This window comes from Streptomyces sp. NPDC047042 (assembly GCF_040644035.1).
Lineage (GTDB): Bacteria > Actinomycetota > Actinomycetes > Streptomycetales > Streptomycetaceae > Streptomyces.
The window spans coordinates 172,423-191,493 of the sequence record NZ_JBEYVP010000016.1 but is presented as its reverse complement, the minus strand read 5'-3'; the positions used below and the strand labels follow the sequence as shown (position 1 = coordinate 191,493).

At 70.2% G+C, this 19,071-nt stretch carries 18 protein-coding genes and 2 tRNA genes; 11 read left to right on the top strand and 9 right to left on the bottom strand.

What is annotated here, in order from left to right; genetic code table 11:
* Window positions 1–50: 50 nt before the first annotated feature.
* On the bottom strand, window positions 51–566 hold the full coding sequence (locus ABZ855_RS20585; protein ID WP_360808718.1) for an NUDIX hydrolase: 516 nt from the start codon (window positions 564–566) through the stop codon (window positions 51–53).
* A complete protein-coding gene (locus tag ABZ855_RS20580; RefSeq protein WP_360808716.1) occupies window positions 563–1,978 on the bottom strand; it encodes a zinc-dependent metalloprotease in 1,416 nt (471 codons plus the stop codon). Before ABZ855_RS20580 ends, ABZ855_RS20585 begins: the two co-directional genes overlap by 4 nt.
* 188 nt (window positions 1,979–2,166) lie before the next feature.
* Here ABZ855_RS20580 and ABZ855_RS20575 point away from each other — a divergent pair, with 188 nt between their 5' ends.
* From ABZ855_RS20575 to ABZ855_RS20560, 4 genes are all read left to right on the top strand, one after another.
* On the top strand, window positions 2,167–3,279 hold the full coding sequence (locus ABZ855_RS20575) for an SDR family oxidoreductase (protein WP_319210798.1): 1,113 nt from the start codon (window positions 2,167–2,169) through the stop codon (window positions 3,277–3,279).
* Between the two features lie 193 nt (window positions 3,280–3,472).
* A complete protein-coding gene (locus ABZ855_RS20570) occupies window positions 3,473–3,934 on the top strand; it encodes a molybdenum cofactor biosynthesis protein MoaE (protein ID WP_360808714.1) in 462 nt (153 codons plus the stop codon).
* Window positions 3,935–4,040: 106 nt separating this feature from the next.
* Window positions 4,041–4,199 (top strand): hypothetical protein, encoded by a 159-nt coding sequence (locus ABZ855_RS20565; RefSeq protein WP_006379628.1) that lies wholly within the window; start codon window positions 4,041–4,043, stop codon window positions 4,197–4,199.
* A 58-nt stretch (window positions 4,200–4,257) separates the two neighbouring features.
* Window positions 4,258–5,355 carry a PDZ domain-containing protein gene (locus ABZ855_RS20560; protein ID WP_360808712.1) on the top strand — a complete coding sequence of 366 codons (1,098 nt, stop codon included), beginning with the start codon at window positions 4,258–4,260 and terminating at the stop codon, window positions 5,353–5,355.
* 81 nt (window positions 5,356–5,436) lie between these two features.
* Here ABZ855_RS20560 and ABZ855_RS20555 read toward each other — a convergent pair whose 3' ends face one another.
* A complete protein-coding gene (locus ABZ855_RS20555; protein ID WP_360808710.1) occupies window positions 5,437–5,979 on the bottom strand; it encodes a PPA1309 family protein in 543 nt (180 codons plus the stop codon).
* Window positions 5,980–6,144: 165 nt separating this feature from the next.
* Here ABZ855_RS20555 and ABZ855_RS20550 point away from each other — a divergent pair, with 165 nt between their 5' ends.
* The 4 genes from ABZ855_RS20550 (at window position 6,145) to ABZ855_RS20535 (ending at window position 11,589) form a co-directional block, all read left to right on the top strand.
* Window positions 6,145–9,135: a UPF0182 family protein gene (locus tag ABZ855_RS20550; RefSeq protein WP_360808772.1), complete on the top strand. Its 2,991-nt coding sequence runs from the start codon at window positions 6,145–6,147 to the stop codon at window positions 9,133–9,135.
* A gap of 72 nt (window positions 9,136–9,207) precedes the next feature.
* Window positions 9,208–9,281 (top strand) — tRNA-Met (locus tag ABZ855_RS20545).
* 206 nt (window positions 9,282–9,487) lie between these two features.
* Window positions 9,488–11,314, top strand: a complete 1,827-nt coding sequence (locus ABZ855_RS20540) for a sel1 repeat family protein (RefSeq protein WP_360808708.1) — start codon at window positions 9,488–9,490, stop codon at window positions 11,312–11,314.
* A gap of 201 nt (window positions 11,315–11,515) precedes the next feature.
* Window positions 11,516–11,589 (top strand) — tRNA-Met (locus ABZ855_RS20535).
* A gap of 56 nt (window positions 11,590–11,645) precedes the next feature.
* Here the strand turns inward: ABZ855_RS20535 and ABZ855_RS20530 are convergent.
* Complete coding sequence (locus ABZ855_RS20530) at window positions 11,646–12,038, bottom strand: CBS domain-containing protein (protein ID WP_360808706.1); 393 nt, start codon at window positions 12,036–12,038, stop codon at window positions 11,646–11,648.
* A 149-nt stretch (window positions 12,039–12,187) separates the two neighbouring features.
* The gene (gene hisN, locus ABZ855_RS20525) at window positions 12,188–12,988 is read right to left on the bottom strand and encodes a histidinol-phosphatase (protein ID WP_319210809.1); all 801 of its coding nucleotides are present in this window, start codon (window positions 12,986–12,988) and stop codon (window positions 12,188–12,190) included.
* Between the two features lie 209 nt (window positions 12,989–13,197).
* Between hisN and ABZ855_RS20520 the strand changes: the two genes are divergently transcribed.
* Window positions 13,198–13,830: a TetR/AcrR family transcriptional regulator gene (locus tag ABZ855_RS20520; RefSeq protein ID WP_360808704.1), complete on the top strand. Its 633-nt coding sequence runs from the start codon at window positions 13,198–13,200 to the stop codon at window positions 13,828–13,830.
* A 36-nt stretch (window positions 13,831–13,866) separates the two neighbouring features.
* On the opposite strand, the gene ABZ855_RS20515 is transcribed toward ABZ855_RS20520, so the two are convergent.
* The 4 genes from ABZ855_RS20515 to ABZ855_RS20500 all read right to left on the bottom strand — a co-directional run bounded on the left by ABZ855_RS20515 (window position 13,867) and on the right by ABZ855_RS20500 (window position 17,512).
* Window positions 13,867–14,190: a multidrug efflux SMR transporter gene (locus ABZ855_RS20515; protein WP_360808702.1), complete on the bottom strand. Its 324-nt coding sequence runs from the start codon at window positions 14,188–14,190 to the stop codon at window positions 13,867–13,869.
* Window positions 14,191–14,304: 114 nt separating this feature from the next.
* The gene (gene rsgA, locus ABZ855_RS20510) at window positions 14,305–15,315 is read right to left on the bottom strand and encodes a ribosome small subunit-dependent GTPase A (protein WP_360808700.1); all 1,011 of its coding nucleotides are present in this window, start codon (window positions 15,313–15,315) and stop codon (window positions 14,305–14,307) included.
* Between the two features lie 16 nt (window positions 15,316–15,331).
* Complete coding sequence (gene aroA / locus ABZ855_RS20505) at window positions 15,332–16,672, bottom strand: 3-phosphoshikimate 1-carboxyvinyltransferase (RefSeq protein WP_360808698.1); 1,341 nt, start codon at window positions 16,670–16,672, stop codon at window positions 15,332–15,334.
* A 117-nt stretch (window positions 16,673–16,789) separates the two neighbouring features.
* Entirely contained in the window at window positions 16,790–17,512 is a 723-nt protein-coding gene (locus ABZ855_RS20500; RefSeq protein ID WP_360808696.1) for a M50 family metallopeptidase, read from the bottom strand.
* Between the two features lie 49 nt (window positions 17,513–17,561).
* On the opposite strand from ABZ855_RS20500, the gene ABZ855_RS20495 reads away from it, so the two are divergent.
* Together ABZ855_RS20495 and ABZ855_RS20490 are read left to right on the top strand one after the other, a co-directional pair.
* Window positions 17,562–18,377, top strand: a complete 816-nt coding sequence (locus tag ABZ855_RS20495) for an SOS response-associated peptidase (protein ID WP_360808694.1) — start codon at window positions 17,562–17,564, stop codon at window positions 18,375–18,377.
* Between the two features lies 1 nt (window position 18,378).
* Window positions 18,379–19,041, top strand: a complete 663-nt coding sequence (locus tag ABZ855_RS20490) for an alpha/beta family hydrolase (RefSeq protein ID WP_360808693.1) — start codon at window positions 18,379–18,381, stop codon at window positions 19,039–19,041.
* The last annotated feature ends 30 nt before the right edge of the window (window positions 19,042–19,071 follow it).

Sequence of the window (19,071 nt, the reverse complement as noted above, 5' to 3'; positions counted from 1 at the left end):
GGGGCGACCACCATGGGCGGTCGCCCCTTACCCGTTCACCCTTCACCCGTTCACAGTCGGGCGCGGGTTGCTTCGAGCAGTCGTACGACTGAGTCGTCCGCCACGTCCGCGACCTCGGCGTAGGGGAACCAGCGCAGGTCCAGGGACTCGTCGCTGATCTCCTCCACCGCGCCGGCCGGGGCCACTGCGGCGTACTGCACGTCCAGGTGCCAGGCACAGGGCGTGTGGTGCCGGTCCAGGCGGACCGGCGTGCTCTGGAGCAGCCGCAGCGAGGGGATGCCGGACTCCTCCGTGGCCTCGCGCAGCGCCGCACCGGCGAGCGTGCTGTCGCTCTGCTCGCAGTGACCGCCCATCTGGAGCCACATCCGCAGCTTCTTGTGGAGCGTGAGCAGGACCCGCTCACGCTCCGGGTCGATCACCAGAGCGCTGGCCGTGATGTGCCCGTCCTCGCACGCCTTCCACATCCCGTCGGGACGGCCGTGCAGATGGTCCAGGTAGACCTGACGGAGATCCTGCTGGTCCTCGTACTTCTCCAGCACCCGGACCGCGTTGCCGTGAAGAGTCACTCGGAGTCGTCGTCCTTCTTCAGGTTCGGCTTCTCGTTCGGCTTCTCGGCGGAGCCGCCCGCCGCCTCGCCGAGCATCTTGTCGAGCTCGGAGAAGTCGAGCTGCTCACGGTGCACGAAGCCGTCCGGATCGTCCAGGTCGGACGCCGTCGGCAGCATGTCCGGGTGGGCCCACAGGCCGTCCCGGCCGTCGACACCGCGCGCGTCCGTCAGCGACGCCCACAGACGCGAGGCGTCCCGCAGCCGGCGCGGACGCAGCTCAAGACCGATCAGCGTGGCGAACGTCTGCTCGGCCGGGCCGCCCGACGCACGGCGACGGCGCAGCGTCTCACGCAGCGCGTCAGCGGACGTCAGCCGGGGCTTCGCCGCCGCGTGCACTACCGCGTCCACCCAGCCCTCGACCAGGGCCAGCGCCGTCTCCAGGCGGGCCAGGGCGACCTTCTGCTCCGGGGTGTCCTCCGGCTGGAACATGCCCTGCTGGAGCGCGTCCTGCAGCTGCTCCGGGTTCTGCGGGTCGAACTGGCCGACCACGTCCTCCAGCTTGGCCGTGTCGACCTTGATCCCGCGCGCGTAGCCGTCGACCGCGCCGAACAGGTGGGAGCGCAGCCACGGCACATGGGCGAACAGACGCTGGTGGGCGGCCTCGCGCAGCGCGAGATACAGCCGTACCTCCTCCTGCGGCACGCCCAGGTCCTTGCCGAACGCCTCGATGTTCGCCGGCAGCAGCGCGGCCCGGCCCGTCGGGCCCAGCGGCAGCCCGATGTCCGTCGAGCCGACGACCTCACCCGCGAGCACTCCCACGGCCTGCCCGATCTGCGTGCCGAACATGGCGCCGCCCATGGAGCGCATCATGCCGATCAGCGGGCCCGCCATGGCCTGCATCTCCTCGGGCAGGACATCACCCATGGCCGCGCCGACGCGCTCCGCGACCGGGTCGACCAGTTCCTTCCAGGCGGGCAGGGTCGCCTCGACCCACTCCGCGCGGCTCCACGCCACCGCGGAGCCGGCACCCGACGGCAGCGACGTCGCGTCGTCCAGCCACAGGTCCGCCAGGCGGACGGCCTCCTCGACGGCGGTGCGCTCGGCGGGACCGATGCTGGAGTCCTTGACGCCGTCGGACGTCCCCTGGGAGACCGTCTGACGGGCGATCTGCTTGGCCATGTCCCAGTTCACCGGTCCGCCCTCGTAGGAGAGCATCTGGCCCAGCTGCTGGAACGCGGCACCGAGGTCGTTGGGGTTCATGGAACCGAACATGGCTGCGAACGGATTGTCGCCTCCCGGACCGCCGAAGCCGGGCAGTCCGAAACCGAACGGCCCCTGACCAGCACCGCCCTGTGGGTCCTTCTGCTTGCCCTCGTCGCCGTTCTCCGGCTCCTCCGGCGGAAGGCCGAATCCGAATGGGGTGTCACTCACGGGATTCCTCGGCTGGTAAGGCCGTCGGCTCTTTCGACGGCGGCTGCCCGACAACACCACCCAGCCTAGACACCGCGGCCGGTTGGGGGCTCGGTGCTTCGCCGACTCCTGGCCTGCGGCAGGATGGATGTCACCTGGTACGTACGCGTCACGCGCGTCCTTACTGAAGACAACCGCTGGAGACGCCGGTGAGTTCCCCAGATCCGCAGGTTCGCGCAGCGCGAAACCACTCAACCAATCCGGCCCTACGCCGACCGGTCGTCGCGGTCACCGGCGCCGCGACCGGGATCGGGGCGCTGCTCACCGAGCGGCTCGCCGCGTCCGAGGAGATCAAGCAGGTCGTCGCCATCGACGAGCGGCGCGGCGAGTGCGCGGCGGCGCAGTGGCACATTCTCGACGTACGCGATCCGGCCATCGCGGAGAAGCTGCGGGGTGCCGACGTCGTCGTCCATCTGGCCGTGGACCTGGACCTGGAGACGGACGGGGCGGCCCGTACGGCGTACAACGTGCGCGGGACGCAGACCGTGCTGACGGCTGCCGCCGCGGCAGGGGTGCACCGGGTCGTGCTGTGCACGTCCGCGATGGTCTACGGGGCGTTGCCGGACAACGAACTGCCGCTGGCCGAGGACGCGGAGCTGCGGGCGACCGCCGAGGCGACCGGGGTCGGGGACCTGCTGGAGATCGAGCGGCTCGCCCGGCGCGCGCCGCGGGCGCATCCGGGGCTCAATGTGACGGTCGTGCGGCCCGCGGTGCTGATCGGGGGTACGGACACCGCTCTGACCAGGTATTTCGAGTCGCCTCGGCTGCTTGTCGTGGCCGGGTCGCGGCCCGCCTGGCAGTTCTGCCATGTCGAGGATCTGTGCAGCGCGCTGGAGTACGCGGTGCTGGAGAAGGTCGAGGGCGAGCTGGCGGTCGGGTGCGACGGGTGGCTGGAGCAGGAGGAGGTCGAGGAGCTCAGCGGGATCCGGCGCATGGAGCTGCCGTCCGCTGTCGCTCTGGGGGCGGCCGCGCGGTTGCACCGGATCGGGCTCACGCCGTCTCCGGCCGGGGATCTGGCGTACACGATGTATCCCTGGGTGGTGAGCGGGAGCCGGTTGCACGATGCGGGGTGGCGGCCTCGGTGGAGCAATGAGGAGGTGCTCGCCGAGCTGCTGGAGGAGGTTGCCGGGCGGCATACCGTGGCTGGGCGGCGGTTGGGGCGGAAGGATGCGACTGCGGCGGGAGCCGCGGGGGCGACGGTCGCGTTGTTGGGTACGGCGGCGTTGGTGCGGAGGGCTCGGAAGGCTCGGCGGCGGATCTGAGGGTGGGGTTGCCGGGGTGTTTTTTCGCCCCCGCCGCCCCTACCCGTCCCATCCCGTTCCTGGGGGCTGCCGCCCCCAGACCCCCGCTACGGCCCTGAAGGGGCCTTGTCCTCAAACGCCGGACGGGCTGGAGATGCCGGACGGGCTGTGTGGTGGCGGTCGGGTTGTCAGTGGGGTGAGGCAGGATGGGGGTATGGCATCTCTCAATGAGCACCCCGGTGAGCAGGCGGCTCTCGAGCCCATCAAGTTGGTGGCCGTTCGTGAGACGCCGCTCTCGCTTGACGAGGTTTTTCGGGCTGTCGGGGACGACTCCGCCGGGGGGACCGCGCTGTTCGTGGGGACCGTGCGGAATCATGACGGGGGTGCCGACGTCAAGGCGCTCGGCTATTCGTGTCATCCCAGTGCCGAGGCCGAGATGCGGCGTGTGGCCGAGAAGGTCGTCGCCGAGTTTCCGGTGCGGGCGCTTGCCGCCGTGCATCGGGTCGGGGACCTGGCCGTGGGGGATCTCGCGGTGGTCGTCGCCGTGTCCTGTCCGCACCGGGGCGAGGCCTTCGAGGCCTGTCGGAAGTTGATCGACGACCTCAAGCACGAGGTGCCCATATGGAAGCACCAGACGTTCTCGGACGGGACCGAGGAATGGGTCGGCGCCTGCTGACGACTCTCCGGTTGCGTAACCGCCCCCCAAACGTGAGCGTTGACACGGCGGAGGTTAGTCTGCTGATCAGTCAGTTGCGGTCGCTCTTTGGGGTTGGGAGGTCGGCATGGCGGCGCTCGCCTGGTTGCTGATTCCGCTGGTGGCTGCGATCGGTGCCGGTCTGTGGGGAAGTTGGGCCAACCGGACACGCAGAACCCGGGGAGACGGGCCCGAGCTCGACGGCTACGAGCGGTTCCGCGAGGCCATGGAGAAGTCCCGTACCTGAGCCCCCGTACGGACGGCCCTGACGGTGTGCCGACAGGACCGTCCCGTACTGTCGTGCCATGCCACGCCGCACCGCGACGCTGCTCGCCTCCACCCTGATGCTGATCACGCTCCTGTGTGCCGGAGTGTTCATCCGCGTGCCGTATTCGGAGCTGTCGCCGGGGCCGACCGTGAACACCCTCGGGGACCACGACGGCGAGCCGGTGCTGCAGATTTCCGGGCGCAAGACCTATGCGACGACCGGGCATCTGAACATGACCACCGTCCGGGTGACCAGCGCCGGTTACCGGATGAACCTCATAGAGGCCGTAACCGGGTGGCTCACGCACGACAGCAAGATCGTGCCGTACGACACGCTGTACCCGAACGGCAAGACCGAGGAGGAGTCGACCCAGGAGAACGCCGAGGAGTTCAGCCAGTCCCAGGAGAGCGCCAAGGTCGCGGCCCTGGAGGAACTCCGTGTCCCGGTGCAGTCCTGGGTGATCGTCGCCACCGTCCTCAAGGGGTCCCCGGCCGAGGGCGCGCTGCACGCCGGTGATGTCATCAAGGCCGTCGACGGTACGACGATCAAGGAGACCACCGACGTGGCCAAGCTGGTGACCAAGCACAAGGCCGGCGAGAAGGTCGTCTTCACCATCGTGCCCGCCGCGGAGCAGGCCGCCGCCGAGAAGGCGCACCGGGCGGCCACCAAGACGCGCGACGTCACCATCACGACCACCAGGTCCGCCGACGGCGAACCCGAGCGCGCCATCGTCGGGATCTCCGCCGGGACCGACCACACTTTCCCGTTCACCATCGACATCAAGCTCGCCGATGTCGGAGGGCCCAGCGCGGGGCTCATGTTCGCCCTCGGCATCTACGACAAGCTGACGCCCGGAAGCCTCACCGGCGGCAAGTTCGTGGCCGGCACCGGCACCATCGACGACGACGGCAAGGTCGGTCCCATCGGCGGGATCGAGATGAAGACCGTCGGCGCGCGGGACAAGGGGGCTCAGTACTTTCTGACGCCGGCCGACAACTGCGCGGCCGCCGCCAAGGACGTCCCCGACGGGCTCAGGCTCGTCAAGGTGGCCACTATCGGCGACGCGCTGAACGCCCTCAAGGACATCCGCTCCGGTGACACCGGCGATCTGCCGAAGTGCAGCAGCACTGAGTAGGCAGCAGCGGGCGGCGAAATCTATCGGAGCGGGTGCGTGGTCCTCAGGACCGCGGACCCGCTCCTTCGCTCTGCTCCTCCGCTAGTCCGCGAAGGTCGCCGACAGCGCCTCCGCGAGGCCCGGTACCAGGCCCGAACCCGTGAGCACCTCCGTCGCCGCGTCCTTCTCGCGCAGACGCACCGCCGAGTCGCGCGAGCCGTCCCGCAGGACCGCGACCGTCATCCGGACCTCCTGGCGGTCCGGGTGGGCGGCGACCCAGGCGGTCAGTTTCTTGCCGCTCAGCCCCTGCGGAACCGACGCCTCCGCGGACGGCGGAAGCATCAGGCGCTCGACGGTGAGGGCGCAGCCGACCACCGCGTCCGGCCAGGCGATGGTGGCGAGGAACTCGTCCAGCGGCTTGCCCGCGGGGATCTCGTCCTGCTCGATCGGGGTGAGACCGGCGGCCTTCTGCTCGTCCGCCAGGTCGAGCTGGGCCGCGAGAGCCGGTTCCTGCACCCGCAGCCGGGCGGTGTCTACGAGGGCGAAAAGGCGGGCCGGCTGGTCCCAGCCGAGGCCGGAGGCGTACTCGTCGATCTCGAGTACGGCCCGGGTGAGCGGGTTCGCCGCCATGGGAGTGTTGGACATGGTCACAATCCTGCCTCGTTCATGGGCCGAACCGGGAACCGAGTAAAGCGTGAGTAAGTTGCATAGGTGAGGCCTCTACGATCACGAGGCCTGACGGATGGTCCGCGATCACGGGGGCCTGACGGACCGACAGCGACTATTGAGGTGCCGACCTTGGCTTTCCAGATGCCGGACCGCGGCGGAGGCCCGCAGGGGCCACGGATCAGAGTGGGCCGCCCGTCCCGGCGCGTCCGGACCCTGCTCATGACGCTGGGCGTCCTTGCCGTACTCGGCATGGCGTTCATCATGTTCGCGGGGTTCTGGACGGACTGGCTCTGGTACCGCTCGGTCAACTACTCCTCGGTGTTCAAGACCACGCTGTGGACCAAGATCGGTCTTTTCTTCGTCTTCGGTCTGCTGATGGCGATCGCGGTGGGTGTGAACATCTGGCTGGCGCACCGGTTGCGCCCGCCGCTGAGTGCCATGTCGATGGAGCAGCAGAGCCTCGACCGGTACCGCATGGGCATCGCCCCGTACAAGAAGTGGCTGCTGCTCGGCATCACCGCCATGGTCGGCCTCATCGCGGGCGCGTCCGCGTCCGGGCAGTGGCGGACCTGGCTGATGTGGGTCAACGGTGTGTCCTTCGGACAGAAGGACCCCCAGTTCGGTCTGGACGTGTCCTTCTACGCCTTCGACCTGCCCTGGTACCGCTTCCTGCTGGGCTTCGGCTTCGCCGCGACGATCCTCTCCCTGATCGCCGCCGCCCTCACCCACTATCTGTACGGCGGGCTGCGCATCACCAGCCCGGGAGCCCGTGCCACGGCCGCCGCGACCGGGCATCTGTCCGTGCTGCTGGGGCTCTTCGTCGCCCTGAAGGCGGTCGCGTACTGGCTCGACCGGTACGGCCTCGCGGTGAAGTCGAGCGACTTCAAGGCGACCGGCAACTGGACGGGTCTGCGCTACGTCGACGCCAACGCCTATCTGCCGGCCAAGACGATCCTGTTCTGCATCGCCATCATCTGCTCGCTGCTGTTCTTCGCGACCCTGTGGCGGCGCACCTGGCAACTGCCGGTCATCGGTTTCGGACTGATGGTCCTCTCGGCCATCCTCATCGGCGGGCTGTACCCGGCGATCGTCCAGAAGTTCCAGGTCCAGCCGAACGAGCAGGCGAAGGAAGCCCCGTACGTCGAGAAGAACCTGAAGGCGACGCGCGAGGCGTACGGCATCGACGGCGCCAAGGTCAGCGAGTACGCCGGACGCAGTGAGACCGAGGACAAGACCAAGCTGCGCGACGACGTCGACACCACGGCGAGCATCCGCATCATGGACCCGAACATCGTCTCGCCGACGTTCCAGCAGCTCCAGCAGATGCGCAACTACTACGCGTTCCCGACCAACCTGGATGTCGACCGGTACAGCAAGGACGGCAAGGACCAGGACACGGTCATCGGTCTGCGTGAGCTGAACCTCAACGGCATTCCGAAGAACAACTGGATCAACGACCACTTCCGTTACACACACGGTTTCGGTGTGGTCGCGGCCAAGGGCACCACGGCGGACGCCGAGGGCCGCCCGGTCTTCACCGAGTCCGATCTGCCGTCCACGGGTGACCTCGGGACGTACCAGCAGCGGATCTACTACGGCGAGAAGACCAGCCAGTACTCGATCGTCGGCGGTCCCCAGAAGGAGATCGACTACTCCGACGACACCGGTGAGAAGACCACCAGTTACAAGGGGAAGAGCGGTGTCAACCTCTCCAACCCGATGAACCGCGCCGCGTACGCCGTCGCGTTCAGCGAGCCGCAGATCCTCTACTCCGGTGCCATCGGCGAGGGTTCGCGGATCCTGTACAACCGCACGCCCAAGGAGCGGGTCGAGGCGGTCGCGCCCTGGCTGACCATCGACGGGGACGCCTACCCGGCCGTCGTCGACGGTGAGATCCAGTGGATCGTCGACGCGTACACGACGACGAACGGCTATCCGTACGCCTCCCGCACCACGCTGGGTGACACGACGGCCGACTCCCTCACCGCGAACAACAACCAGCGGGCGGTGGTGGCCCAGCAGAACCAGGTCAACTACATCCGCAACTCGGTGAAGGCGACCGTCGACGCGTACACCGGCGAGGTCAAGCTCTACCAGTGGGACACCAAGGACCCCGTCCTGAAGACCTGGATGAAGGCCTTCCCGGACACGGTCGAGCCGAAGAGCGACATCTCGGCCTCGCTGATGGCCCATCTCCGGTACCCGCAGGACCTGTTCAAGGTCCAGCGCGAACTGCTGACCCGGTACCACGTGAAGGACGCGCAGACGTTCCTCTCCGGCTCCGAGGTGTGGCAGGTGCCGGACGACCCGAGTAACAAGTCGGGCGACGCGGTCCCGCCGTACTACCAGAGCCTGAAGATGCCCGACCAGAAGGCACAGGCGTTCTCCCTGACGACGACGTTCACGCCGAACGGCCGGGACAACCTGAGTGCCTTCATGTCGGTCAACGCCGAGGCGGGGACGAGTGATTACGGCAGGATCAGAATCCTGAAACTGCCGACGAGCAGAACGGTCGACGGCCCCAAACAGGTCCAGAGCCAGTTCAACTCCGAACAGGACATCGCCGAGTCCATCAGGCTGCTGAGAGGCGGCGACTCGGAGATCGAGTACGGGAACCTGCTCACCGTGCCGCTCGACGGAGGCCTGCTCTATGTGGAGCCCGTCTACGTCCGCGGCAGCGGGCTCAAGTACCCGCTGTTGCGCAAGGTGTTGGTGACCTACGGCGGCCAGACCGCCTTCGAGGACACTCTCGACGCCGCGCTCAACAAGGTCTTCGGGACGGAGGGCCCGACCACCACACCGCCGGACGACGGCGGTGGTACGACCAAGCCGCCGCCGGCGTCGGGCAATCCGACGGTCCAAGAGGCGCTCGCCGATGCCCAGAAGGCCTTCGACGACGGCCAGGCGGCCCTCCAGAAGGGCGACTGGGAGGCGTACGGCAAGGCGCAGTCGGACCTCGAGGACGCGCTCAAGCGGGCCGAGGAGGCGCAGTCGGCGGCCGACAAGAAGACCGGCGGCAGCGGTACCGGCGGGGCCGGGAACGGTGCCTCCGGCAGTCCTAGTCCCCGTCCCAGTGGTTCGCCGAGCAGCAGTCCCAGCAGTAGTCCCAGTAGCGGTTCGACCAGTGGTTAGCGCTGGTCGAAGGCCCTGCTGAGGCTGCGTCCTCTGCTCCTCCCGCGCCGTGGTACGGTTGAAACACAACGGCGCGGGGTGGAGCAGCTCGGTAGCTCGCTGGGCTCATAACCCAGAGGTCGCAGGTTCAAATCCTGTCCCCGCTACTGATCTCGAAGGCCCGGATCCTCCAAGGATCCGGGCCTTCGTGGTGTGCGAACGCATGTACCGGCCCGGTGAAGACCGCGCCTTCCCGGGGCAGTTGAGAGTAACTGTGTTTGACTTGTCTCTCTGTGGGCATGTCGACAAAACGCTGTAGAGACCTCACTGGCTGCGGTATACCAGGTGTACCCAGGTTGCAGGTGGTGCGACGATGGACGTTATGGGGGACAAGGCAACTCTGTTGGAGACAGGGCGATTTGTGCAGCCTTCCGGCCGGGACGAAACCGGCGAGGCGGTAGAAGAGGCACGCCAACGGCTCGCCGCCGAGGCCGGCGACGTCGAGGCGATGAGTGTCCTCGGAGCCATGCTGCTGCGCCGCGGTGATCTCGACGGAGCCGAGCCTCAGCTGCGTGCCGCCACCGCCGCCGGTGACCGTGCCGCCGCCAACAACCTCGGCGTCCTCCTCCATCAGCGCGGTTACGCCGATGACGCCGCCGGATGGTGGCGGATCGCCGCCGTCGCCGGATCCGCTCCCGCCGCGCACGCGCTCGGCCGCCACCACCGCGAGCGCGGTGACGAGCCGGCCGCCGAGTACTGGCTGCGGCAGTCCGCCGAACAGGGACATGTGCTGGGCGCGTACGCCCTCGCCGATCTGCTGGAGCACCGCGGGGACGCGGCGACGGAGAAGTGGATGCGGGTCGCCGCCGAGCGGGGGCACCGGGAGGCCGCCTATCGGCTGGCCCGGGCACTCGACCGGAAGGCCGCGGAGGGCATGGACGGCGCGGGTGGCGCGGGTGGTGCCGGCGCCGAGGGTGGTGCGGGCGACGGCGCGGCCGGTGAGGTCGAGCAGTGGTATCGACAGGCTGCCGCCCGGGGGCATCAGCGGGCCGCGCTGCACCTCGGGGCCATCCTGGAGAAGCGCGGTGAGCTCAAGGAGGCCGGGCGCTGGTATCTGACGTCCGCCAAGGACGGCGAGGCGCGGGCCGCGTGCGCGCTCGGGTTCCTGCTGCGGGACGCGGGGGACGCCGAGAGCGCCGCCGTGTGGTGGCTGCGGGCTGCCCAGGACGGGGACGGCAACGCCGCCAACGCGCTGGGCGCGCTGCACGCCGAACGCGGTGAGACCCAGACCGCCGAGCGCTGGTACCGGGCGGCCATGGACGCCGGGGACGTGAACGGCGCGTACAACCTCGGTCTGCTGTGCGCCGAGCAGTCGCGTACCGCGCAGGCCGAGCAGTGGTACCGGCGTGCCGCGTACGCCGGGCATCGCGAGGCCGCGAACGCGCTCGCCATTCTGCTGCTGCAGGGTGGGGACGCGGCGGGGGCCGAGCCCTGGTTCTCCAAGGCCGCCGAGGCGGGCAGTGTCGACGCCGCCTTCAACCTCGGGATCCTGCACGCCGGACGCGGTGAGGACGAGGCCGCGCTGCGCTGGTACGAGCGTGCCGCCGGCGCCGGGCACACCGAGGCGGCGCTCCAGGTCGGCATCGTCCGGCTGCGGGACGGGGACGAGCGCGAGGCCGAGCGGTATCTGCGGTGTGCGGCGGGCGGGGGGAGCCCCGAGGCCGCGTACCGGCTGGCCGCGGTGCTCGACGCGCGGCGGCCGCAGGCGCCCGCGCACGAACTCGGTGAGATCGCGCACGACAAGACCGAGTGCGAGGAGTGGTACGAGCGGGCGGCTTCCCAGGGGCATCGGCGGGCGCAGGTGCGGGTGGGGATGCTGGCGTCGGCTCGGGGGGACGTGGTGGAGGCGGCGCGGTGGTACCGGGCCGCGGCCGAGGCCGGGTCCCGCAACGGGGCGTTCAACCTTGGGCTGTTGCTGGCCCGGGAGGGGAGTGAGCCCGAGGCCGCGGTGTGGTGGGCTCGGGCGGCTGAGGCGGGGCATGGGCGGGCTGCGTTGCGGTTGGCGCTGGTGTACGCGCGGCGGGGGGAGTTGGCGGAGGGGCAGCGGTGGGCCGATCTGGCGGTTTCGCTGGGGCCGGGGGAGGTGGCGGAGCGGGCGGCTCGGTTGCGGGACGCTTTGCGGGAGGAGTTGTCCGCCTGACGGGGTGGGGTGGGGTTTTTCGCCCCCGCCGCCCCTACCCGTCCCATCCTGTTCCTGGGGGCTGCGCCCCCAGACCCCCCTCCGGCCCTGAACGGGCCTTGTCCTCAAACGCCGGACGGGCTGAAAAGGGGGCGGGCCGGGGCTCTGGAAACAAGCGATTTGCCTTGGTGGGTTGGGCTGGCGTAACGTTGCGTTTACCGACGCGGGGTGGAGCAGCTCGGTAGCTCGCTGGGCTCATAACCCAGAGGTCGCAGGTTCAAATCCTGTCCCCGCTACTTCAGGCCTAGGGCCGGAATCCTGTACAGGGTTCCGGCCCTAGGTGTGTTCGCGGTCAGGCGGGTGCGTGCTGTCGTAGTGGGGCCCAGCAGCGGATGATGTCGCGGACCGAGACGATGCCCGTCGGCTCGCCGCCGTCCAGGACGATGAGGTGGCGGAAGCCGCCGTTGGCCATCGCGTACGCGGCCTCCTCCAGTGTCCAGGAGGGGGTGGCGAAGACGACGTCGTTGGTGGTGTGGGCGTGGGCGCGTTCCGCGTCGGGGTTCTGGCCGAGGCCGACGGAGTTGAGGATGTCGCGTTCGGTGAGGATGCCGATTCCGCCGGCGTCCGGGTCGAGGACCACCGCCGCGCCGATGCGCCGCGCGGCCATCAGTGCGGCTGCCTGGCGAAGGGTGTGATCGGGGCCGATGGTGAGGACCACGGTGCTCATGGCGTCACGTACGAGCATGGGGTGGAGCCACCTCCTAGAGAGTTCCCGCCCCTCGTTCGGTTTTTCACAAGTTCACAAGTGGGGGGAACTTCAGGGTGGCAGGTAAAGAGACGGCAAGCAACGGGGCGCGTACGGCTGTTACAGGGCGTACGGGGGACCGGTAGGTATCAGTAGCGCTGGTTGAGGTAGCCCAGCATCTCGTCGTGCAGGTGCCCGTTGGACGCCGCGCCGTCTCCGCTGTGCGGGCCCGGGCGGCCGTCGAGGCCGGTGAACGTGCCGCCGGCCTCCGTGACGATGATCGCGTTGGCCGCCATGTCCCACAGGGACAGCTCGGGCTCCGCGCAGATGTCGATCGTGCCCTCGGCGACCATCATGTACGGCCAGAAATCGCCGTACGCGCGCGTGCGCCACACCTCGCGGGTCAGGTCCAGGAAGCCGCCCAGGACACCGCGGTCCTCCCAGCCCGTGAGCGACGAGTACGCGAACGACGCGTCCGTCATCTTCGAGACGTTCGAGACGCGCAGCCGGGACGAGGAGGAGAGGCTGCGGCCGGTGAAGGCGCCGTGCCCCTTCGCCGCCCACCAGCGGCGGCCCAGCGCCGGGGCGGAGACCACGCCGACCACCGGCTGGAAACCGCCCTCGCCCGCCTCCATCAGGGAGATCAGCGTGGCCCAGACGGGCACCCCGCGGACGTAGTTCTTGGTGCCGTCGATCGGGTCGATCACCCAGCGGCGGGGACCCGTGCCCTCGATGCCGAACTCCTCGCCGAGGATCGCGTCACGCGGGCGGGCCCGCTGCAGCTGGCCGCGAATCAGTTCCTCGGCAGACTTGTCCGCCTCGCTGACCGGTGTCATGTCCGGCTTCGTCTCGACCTTGAGGTCGAGTGCCTTGAACCGGTCCATCGTCGTGGCGTCGGCAGCGTCCGCGAGGACGTGGGCAAGGCGCAGGTCATCGAGATAGTCGGGCATAGGCGAACCGTATCTTTCACGGCCGCCGCCGGGCTACAGGGGGCGGCAGGTGCGATCACCCGCGGTTGACAGGCTCTGGCGCTGTGCGGTCGGCCGCGCACAGGGTGCGAATGTGGCCATGCGCCCCCGGCGCCGTCGCGAACCCTTGACAGTGACCCCGTGCGCGTCAAACCTATGGCGCAGAGCCGCTCGCCCCTGGGAGGCGAATGATGCCTGCAGCGCGGGATTCCTTGCTGGATGCCGCTTACACGGCGCTCGCGCGCCGTCCGTGGTCCGCGGTGCGGATGGTCGACGTCGCGGCGACGGCCGGAGTGTCACGGCAGACGCTGTACAACGAGTTCGGCAGTAAGGAGGGGCTCGCCAGGGCCCTGGTCCGCAGAGAGGCGGACGCCTACCTCGCGGGCGTCGAGCGGGCGCTGACCGGGCCCGCCGACCCGGGCGCCGGAGCGCGGGAGCGGCTCACCGCGACCGCCGAGTGGACCGCGTCGGCCGCCCGCGACAGCGTCCTCGTACGGGCCCTGCTGACCGGCTTCTGGAGCGAACGGCTGCCCTCGCCGACCCTGTCCGCCGTGCCGTCCTCCGCCGCGGTGCCCGCGCAGCGGCGGGCCGACGGGCCGCTGCCCTCGCCCGGCGATCTCGTGGCCCTGGTCAGGGACCGTGCCGTGACCGTGCTGTCCGGCGCGGGCGCGGCCAAGTCGGAGGCGGCCGACATGTCCCGTACCTGCGAACTGGCCGTCCGGCTCGCCCTGTCCTGCGTGTCCGCGCCCCCGGGGGAGGGCGGCATCGGCGAGCTCGTCAGGAGCGTGATGGAGCCGCCGGCGACCTCTGCCGTGTGGAACTGAACGCGCGGGCCGTGAGTGCCGGGGCCGTGGCTCGCGTCAGTGCGACGAGCCCGACAGCTGGAGGCCGATCACGCCGATGATCACCAGGCTGATCGAGACGATCTTCAGGACGGACACCAGGTCGTCGAGGAAGACCATCCCGTAGATCGCGGTGCCCGCCGCGCCGATGCCCGTCCACACCGCGTACGCGGGGCCCACGTCGAGCTTCTTCAGGGAGAGGGTCAGCAGGCCGAAACTGGCGAGGGCGAAGATGGCGAACGCGATCGTGGGCCACAGCCGGGTGAAGCCGTGGGAGAGCTTCAGGCAGACGGCGAAGCCGGTTTCCAGGAGCCCCGCCACAACGACCAGCAGCCACGCCATGTCTTGTCCTCCCGTGTGCCACGCCGACTGCTTCGCTCTGCTTCGTCACGCTCGGATCCGGCTCGGTGCGATTATGCACTTACCGGCACTCGCCCCCGCCAAACAACGCGGAGGTCAGTCGCCCTCCGTCCGCTCCCGTGTCGACAGCAGCCGGCGCAGGGAGTAGAGCCGGGCGGGATCGGCGTGGCCCTTCTCCACCCACTCGTCCAGCGCGCAGTCGGGCTCGTCGTGACTGCACGCGCGCGGGCAGCCCTCCGTACCGGGTTCGAGGTCGGGGAAGGCGTGGATCACCCGTGACGGGTCGACATGGTGCAGCCCGAACGAACGTACGCCGGGGGTGTCGATGACCCAGCCCGCGTCGCCCGAGAGCGGGAGGGCCAGAGCGGAGGTGGTGGTGTGGCGGCCACGGCCCGTCACCGCGTTGACGTGTCCCGTGGAGCGCCGCTGGTCGTTCGGTACCAGCGCGTTGACCAGGGTCGTCTTGCCGACACCGGAGTGGCCGACGAACGCGGTGGTCTTGCCGTCCAGTTGCTCGCGTACGCGGGCCACGGCGGCCCCGCTCTCCAGCTCCTCGCGGCTCGTGACGACGTACGGGATGTCCAGGGCGCCGTACAGCTCCAGGAGCTTGTCCGGTGGGGACAGGTCCGACTTGGTCAGCACGAGGAGGGGGTCGAGGCCGCCGTCGTACGCGGCCACCAGGCAGCGGTCGATCAGACGGGGGCGGGGTTCCGGGTCCGCCAGGGCCGTCACGATGGCCAGTTGGTCGGCGTTGGCCACGACCACCCGCTCGTAGGGGTCGTCGTCGTCCGCCGTGCGGCGCAGGAGCGAGGTGCGCTCGCCGATGCGGACGATGCGGGCCAGGGTGTCCTTCTTGCCGGAGAGGTCGCCGACGAGGGCCACCTGATCGCCGACCACCGCCGCCTTGCGGCCCAGTTCGCGGGCCTTCATCGCCAGGACGATCCGGTCGTCGACCAGGACGGTCAGCCGGCCCCGGTCGACGGTCAGGACCATGCCGTCGGCCGCGTCCTCGTGCTTCGGGCGGATGTTCGTACGCGGTCGGTTGCCCTTGCGGTTCGGGCGGGAGCGGATGTCGTCCTCGTCGGTGTGCTTGCCGTAGCGGCGCATGATTCCGGTCCGCCCGTCAGTTCCCGAGCATTCCGGCCCACAGATCGGGGAAGTCCGGGAGGGTTTTCGCCGTCGTCGCCACGTTCTCGATCCGTACGCCCTCCACCGCCAGACCGATGATCGCGCCTGCCGTCGCCATGCGGTGGTCCTCGTACGTGTGGAAGGTGCCGCCGTGCAGGGGGCGCGGGCGGATGTGCAGGCCGTCGGCCGTCTCGGTCACGTCGCCGCCGAGTTCGTTGATCTCCTTGGTCAGCGCGGCCAGCCGGTCCGTCTCGTGGAGGCGCAGATGGGCGACCCCGGTGAGGGTGGAGGGAGAGTCCGCGAGGGCGGCAACCGCCGCGATGCCCGGGGTCAGCTCGCCGACCTCGCTCAGGTCCACGTCGATGCCGTGGATCGCCCCGGAGCCGGTGAACTCGAGCCCGTACTCGGTGAGTTCGCAGGAGCCGCCCATCTCCGTGAAGATCTCGCGGAGCCGGTCGCCGGGCTGGGTGGTGCGGGCGGGCCAGTCGGGGATCGTGACCTTGCCGCCGGTCACCAGGGCCGCCGCCAGGAACGGCTGGGCGTTGGAGAGGTCCGGCTCGATGGTGAGGTCCCGGCCGAGCAGCGCGCCGGGCGTGACCCGCCAGACGTTCGGTTCGCCGCCCGACTCGGGGGTGTCCACCTGGGCGCCGACCGCGCGCAGCATGTCGACCGTCATCCGGATGTGGGGGAGGGAGGGCAGGGTCGCACCGGTGTGGCGGACCTCGACGCCCTGGTTGAAGCGTGGCGCGGACAGCAGCAGCGCGCTCACGAACTGCGACGACGAGGACGCGTCGATCGACACCGGGCCGCCGTCCAGGGCCCCGGTGCCGTGCACGGTCAGCGGGAGCGCGCCGCGGCCGTCGTCGTCGATGCGGGCGCCGAGGGCGCGCAGACCGTCGATCACGCCGTGCAGCGGACGCTCGTACGAACGCGGGTCGCCGTCGAAGCGGATGGGGCCGTCGGCGAGGGCGGCGACCGGGGGCAGGAAGCGCATCACGGTGCCGGCGTTGCCGACGTCGACCGTGGCGGGGCCGTGCAGGCCGGCCGGGATCACACGCCAGGCCTCGCCGGAGGGGTTGGGCTCCGCCGCGATGGTGGACGACGAGGACACGGTCTCCTCGATGCCCACGCCCATCGTGCGCAGGGCGGCTGCCATCAGGAGGGTGTCGCGGGAGCGGAGGGGGCGGCGCAGCCAGCCGGGTTCCGAGGCGAGGGCGGCGAGGATGAGGGCGCGGTTGGTGACGGACTTGGACCCGGGCACGTGGACCGTCGCGTCGACGGCTCCGCGGGCGTGGGGGGCGGGCCAGAGGGCGGGGTCTGCGGGGGTTGGGGCCATGGGGTCACTTTAGTGGGCGGTGGTGGTTCGGGTGCGGGTGCGTTGTGGCTGGTCGCGCAGTCCCCGCGCCCCTGAACGCCTGCCCCTGCGGGGCGGCGTCATCTCCCCAACGCCCGCCTACACCTCCAGCAGCCACCTGGCTCCGCCTAGCAGGGAGCACAGGCTTACCGCGTGGAACAGGAAGAGCCACAGGCCCGCCGGTACGTGGGTCAGGCGGGCCAGCTGGTCCGCGTCCGAGTCGCCCGCTCCGCCCCTTCTGCGCTTGGCCTGGAGTTCGAAGGCCGGGCGGACTCCGCCCAGGAGCAGGAACCACACCACCGCGTAGGCGAACGCAGCCTGGATCTGGGGGCCGGCGAACCAGGACACCAGGACGAAGGTGCCGCCGGTGACGAACACCGTGAGGGCGCCGTACGCGTTGCGGATCATCACCAGCATCGCCACCAGCAGCGCCGTGGCCAGCCACAGGAGGGCCGTGATGTGGCCGGCGGCCAGGAGCGCGGCGCCGCCGAGGCCGAGCAGCGGGGGAGCGGTGTAGCCGAAGGCGGCCGTGAGGATCATGCCGATGCCGTGCGGCTTGCCCCGGCTGACCGTGAGGCCGCTGGTGTCGGAGTGCAGGCGGATGCCGGTGAGGGTACGGCCGGTCAACAGCGCGACGAGCCCGTGGCCGCCCTCGTGGGCGATGGTGATGGCGTTGCGCGAGAGGCGCCACAGGGGATGCGGGACGGTCACGGCGAGCGCGGCGACCAGGGTCGCGATCACCACCCACAGGTCGGGGTCGGGCTGGCTGCCGAATATCTCGTCCCAGAGGCCGGCCAGCGAGGTGGATGCGGTGCTGTCCATTGTCGGCGAGGGCTCCTAGCGTCGCTTCGAATCTGGCAGTGTGGCACGTATGTGCGGTAGGTATGCAGCGAGTCGTGCGCCCGAGGATCTCGCAGGAATCTTTGAGGTCGACAAGTGGGAGCCCGAGGAGACACTCGCCCCCGACTACAACGTGGCCCCGACCAAAGAGGTCTACGCGGTCCTCGACCGCCCTCTGAAGGACGCCGGAGACCCGAAACCGGTTCGGCAGCTCCGCAAGCTCAAATGGGGACTCGTCCCCTCCTGGGCCAAGACACCCGAGGGCGGCGCCCGGATGATCAACGCGCGCGCGGAGACCGTCCACGAGAAGCCCTCGTACCGCCGGGCCTTCACCAGCCGGCGCTGCATCCTGCCCGCCGACGGGTACTACGAGTGGGTCACCGGGGCCGGCGAGCGTGAGCTGGAGGTCGAGGGGAAGAAGAAGCGGCCGCGCAAGCAGCCGTACTTCGTGACGCCCGCCGACGGGTCGGTCTTCGCCATGGCGGGACTGTACGAGTTCTGGCGGGACCGGACGCTGCCGGACGACCATGCGCTCGCCTGGTGGGTGACGTGCTCCGTCATCACCACGGAGGCGGAGACCTCGCCGCTCGCGGTCGCCCCCGCCGAGGGCCCGCGCGCCCTGGCCGACATCCACCCCCGGATGCCCCTCATGCTCACCCCGGACCACTGGGACGCCTGGCTCGATCCGGCGCGTACCGATGTGGACGACCTGCGCGAGCTGCTCGCCCCGCCCCCGACCGGGCTGATGCGCGCCTATCCCGTCTCCACGGCCGTGAGCAACGTCCGCAACAACGGGCCGGAGCTGCTGACCGAGCTGGAGGGGCCCGAGGAGGGCACACTCTTCTGATGTGAGCCCTTCCGAAGCGCATACCGAGACCTCCGACACAGTCGAGACCGTCGAGACGGAGGCCGGCACCGCCCGCATCACCTGGCGGCCGGCCGCGGCGGCCCGTTTCGTCCTGGCCGTCGGCCATGGCGCGGGCGGGGGCATCGAGGCGCGGGATCTCCAGGCGCTCGCCGGGGAGCTGCCCGCGCGCGGTGTCACCGTCGCGCTCGTCGAGCAGCCCTGGCGGGTGGCCGGGAAGAAGGTCGCGCCCGCGCCGAAGACGCTGGACGTGGGCTGGCGGGGCATCTGGCCCGTGCTCACGAAGCCCGGGCTGCCGGTGATCGCGGGCGGACGCAGCGCCGGGGCCCGCGTGGCCTGCCGTACGGCCCGGGAACTGGGCGCTGTGGCCGTGCTCGCGCTTTCCTTTCCGCTGCACCCTCCCGGCAATCCGGAGAAGTCGCGGGCCGCCGAACTGCTCGGGGCCGGGGTGCCCACCCTCGTCGTCCAGGGCGGCAACGATCCGTTCGGGAAACCGGACGAGTTCCCGCCGGGGGAGCACGAGTTGGTGGAGGTGCCGTACGGCGATCACGGCTTCGTCGTGCCGAAGCGGGCGCCCCTCGGACAGGACGAGGCGGTGGCGGTGATCACCGGCCGGGTCGGGGAGTGGGTCGCGTCACTCGGGTGAGGGCCGGGAATGCCGGGCGGCGGACCACTG

Excerpts from the sequence above, each read along its gene's own strand:
- aroA (WP_360808698.1), bottom strand. The coding sequence starts at position 16,672 with ATGGCCCCAACCCCCGCAGACCCCGCCCTCTGGCCCGCCCCCCACGCC.
- ABZ855_RS20560 (WP_360808712.1), top strand. The coding sequence starts at position 4,258 with ATGCCACGCCGCACCGCGACGCTGCTCGCCTCCACCCTGATGCTGATC.
- ABZ855_RS20565 (WP_006379628.1), top strand. The coding sequence starts at position 4,041 with ATGGCGGCGCTCGCCTGGTTGCTGATTCCGCTGGTGGCTGCGATCGGT.
- ABZ855_RS20500 (WP_360808696.1), bottom strand. The coding sequence starts at position 17,512 with ATGGACAGCACCGCATCCACCTCGCTGGCCGGCCTCTGGGACGAGATA.
- ABZ855_RS20530 (WP_360808706.1), bottom strand. The coding sequence starts at position 12,038 with ATGCTCGTACGTGACGCCATGAGCACCGTGGTCCTCACCATCGGCCCC.
- ABZ855_RS20570 (WP_360808714.1), top strand. The coding sequence starts at position 3,473 with ATGGCATCTCTCAATGAGCACCCCGGTGAGCAGGCGGCTCTCGAGCCC.
- hisN (WP_319210809.1), bottom strand. The coding sequence starts at position 12,988 with ATGCCCGACTATCTCGATGACCTGCGCCTTGCCCACGTCCTCGCGGAC.
- ABZ855_RS20555 (WP_360808710.1), bottom strand. The coding sequence starts at position 5,979 with ATGTCCAACACTCCCATGGCGGCGAACCCGCTCACCCGGGCCGTACTC.
- ABZ855_RS20550 (WP_360808772.1), top strand. The coding sequence starts at position 6,145 with ATGCCGGACCGCGGCGGAGGCCCGCAGGGGCCACGGATCAGAGTGGGC.
- ABZ855_RS20540 (WP_360808708.1), top strand. The coding sequence starts at position 9,488 with ATGGACGTTATGGGGGACAAGGCAACTCTGTTGGAGACAGGGCGATTT.
- ABZ855_RS20520 (WP_360808704.1), top strand. The coding sequence starts at position 13,198 with ATGCCTGCAGCGCGGGATTCCTTGCTGGATGCCGCTTACACGGCGCTC.
- ABZ855_RS20495 (WP_360808694.1), top strand. The coding sequence starts at position 17,562 with ATGTGCGGTAGGTATGCAGCGAGTCGTGCGCCCGAGGATCTCGCAGGA.
- ABZ855_RS20515 (WP_360808702.1), bottom strand. The coding sequence starts at position 14,190 with ATGGCGTGGCTGCTGGTCGTTGTGGCGGGGCTCCTGGAAACCGGCTTC.
- rsgA (WP_360808700.1), bottom strand. The coding sequence starts at position 15,315 with ATGCGCCGCTACGGCAAGCACACCGACGAGGACGACATCCGCTCCCGC.